The 2,415-nt window shown below is 66.3% G+C and carries 3 protein-coding genes; 2 read left to right on the forward strand and 1 reads right to left on the reverse strand.

All coding sequences use genetic code 11. The features are described 5' to 3' along the window. Window positions 1-445, reverse strand: a 445-nt coding sequence (locus WA805_RS08480) for a DUF2397 family protein (RefSeq protein ID WP_425242062.1), incomplete at its 3' end; no start/stop codon positions are given. A gap of 250 nt (window positions 446-695) precedes the next feature. On the opposite strand from WA805_RS08480, the gene WA805_RS08485 reads away from it, so the two are divergent. Further along, window positions 696-845 carry a hypothetical protein gene (locus tag WA805_RS08485; RefSeq protein ID WP_422339313.1) on the forward strand — a complete coding sequence of 50 codons (150 nt, stop codon included), beginning with the start codon at window positions 696-698 and terminating at the stop codon, window positions 843-845. 618 nt (window positions 846-1,463) lie between these two features. Continuing rightward, window positions 1,464-2,207, forward strand: coding sequence for a DUF4386 domain-containing protein (locus tag WA805_RS08490; protein ID WP_425242063.1), 744 nt, complete (start codon window positions 1,464-1,466; stop codon window positions 2,205-2,207). The last annotated feature ends 208 nt before the right edge of the window (window positions 2,208-2,415 follow it).

The raw sequence follows: 2,415 nt of genomic DNA on the forward strand, positions 1-2,415 counted from the left end.
GCAGGGCCCGGAGCCGGTCGGCGATGTCGGCCAGGGCGACCGACTGGAGCTGGCCGCGCCGCCCGATCGCCTCCTCGTAGAACGCGATGGCCTGCTCGGCCGCCTGCCCTTCTGCGGTGAGCTGGTAAAGCGACCGCTTGCGGTGAAAGTCCTCCACGGTGGTGACCCGGCTGGTGTCGACGTCGGCCCGCAGGTTGCCCCACCGGACTAGCTGGTCCAGCGCCTCGGTCAGCTGGTCATCGGCTTCGGCCCGCAGCTCCGCGGCGACGTCCTCCGGGCGCAGGTGGACGATGAAGCGTTCCCTCGCCCGCGCGAAGATCCGGAGCAGGCGCCGGTATTGCCCGGCGTGCGGTACGCCGAGATGGCTGAAGGGCTGCGCCGCACCGGGAGGACCGCCCTGCGGCTTCTCCCGGCCGCGCTCCGGCGAGAGCAGTTCGTCAGCCACGTGTACATGGTGCCGGATGCCACCGACAAAACGCGGGATGTTGCGTCCTGCCGGACCGGGCAACTGACCCGAATGCGGGTCAGGCACCCCCTCACCGCGGGCGCCGAAGTCAGCGAATCCGCCTCGATGAGGTAGCGCGCAACAATCTTGGGAACAGGACCTCTCGCCTGCCTGCCTTTCCAGGGCGGCGCGCTCTCGGCGGTGCTCGGTAAGCTCTGGCTCGACGGGTGCATCGCCAGGCCGTGGCACCATGCAGAACCCCGACGTCACCGAGACCGTCTACCGGTATGTGATCGTGCCCGCGATCCGCGACAGTCAGCCAGTGTTTCCGATGGCGGAGTTCTTGCGGTGGGACGAGGACGACCCACGCGAAGGCAATGAAAAGGCCAAGAGCGCTTAGGCACTTGGCTTGGCACTTAACAGTCGAACAGAGGTCCGATAAATCGGTGGAGCTAAGGGATTCGGACCCCTGACCTTCTGCATGCCATCTTGAAGACACATCGAACCGACGTTTGAAAACTCGCACCCTAAACCTTGTTGTCCGTCCATCGAGGTCCGTCAAAGTCTGCTGGTTCCGTCCCGGTTGCGGTACTTCCCTGCTGTACCGGGCGGCGCCTGGCCGAGGTCCTGGGCGCTCGACTGCTTCTTTATCAGGGAAGGATATCGGCCGCTCTTGCTTTCGTAACTCGGCAATGACCTGTCGCGAGTGGTCCGCATGCGTTCGCTGGTGTCTGTCGCCGTCAGCGGCGATCGTTACTCAGTGGGTTACCCGGCTCCGGGCGGCTTGGCCTCCACATAGTCTCCACATCATCTCCAAACGGCTTTCACGTAGGTCTGGCAAGGCTGTAGCCATAGCCGCTCGGCCAGCACAACCGCCCCCCACCGGCCGTGTGTTCGGAGGTGGATTCGGCAGCATCCGGTGGCTGGCAGCCGCACCGTCAGATGACGCGAACGCGGCCGAAGCCACGAGGCAGCTAACTAGCGATGCCTCGCCGACCCACCAGCGAAAAGAATCCAGATGAGCTCGACCAGAAAGACCGCGCTGATCGCGGGCGCGCTCTTCGTGATCACTTTCCTCACTTCGATCCCAGCCGCGCTCCTTCTCTACACCCCGGTGCTGGACCACGCCAACTACATCATCGGCGCGGGCGCCGACACCCGCGTGGCCCTGGGCGCGTTTCTCGAGGTCCTGCTGATCGTCGCCAACGTCGGCAGCGCCGTGGTGCTGTTCCCGGTCCTCAAACGGCAGAATGAGCCCCTCGCCCTCGGCTACGTCACCGCCCGCATCATCGAATCCACCTTCATCGCCATCGGCATCGTCAGCCTCCTCGCGGTCGTGACGCTGCGGAAGGACGTCGGAGGCACAGGCGGCGCGGGCACGCTCGTCGCGGTCGGCAGGTCGCTCGTCGCGATCCACGACTGGACGTTCCTGCTCGGGCCCGGCTGGATCGTCGGCGTCGGGAACGGCGTGATCCTGGGCTACCTGATGTACCGATCCGGCCTCGTGCCACGGGGCATGGCGATGCTGGGGCTGATCGGGGGACCGCTCATCATCATCTCGGGGACCGCCGTCCTGTTCGACGTCATCCAGCCAGGCTCCGCAGCCCAGGTCATCGCGACGATCCCGGAATTCATCTGGGAGCTGTCACTTGGCATCTACCTCATGGTCAAGGGATTCAAGCCGTCTCCGATCCTGTCCGGCACTACCGGAGATGCGGGAGCGGGCGAGCGCTCCCCGGCCCTCGCCGCAGCCGACAGGTAATCCCCTCCCCGCGACGCTGACCTCTTCGAGGTGCTGAGCGGACTTGCGCCCCTGCACCGCGCAACGACACGTTCCCTGGCGAGGTGTTCCTTCACCTCGCTGCGGATGCGCTGGACTGGTGCGGGGCCAGCCGGGCCGAGCCGCTGCCCCTGGAGGGACTGCGCGAGCGGTTCCTGCCCGAGGCGACCTTCCGCGGACGGCAGAACGC

This window comes from Trebonia sp. (assembly GCF_049794275.1).
Lineage (GTDB): Bacteria > Actinomycetota > Actinomycetes > Streptosporangiales > Streptosporangiaceae > Trebonia.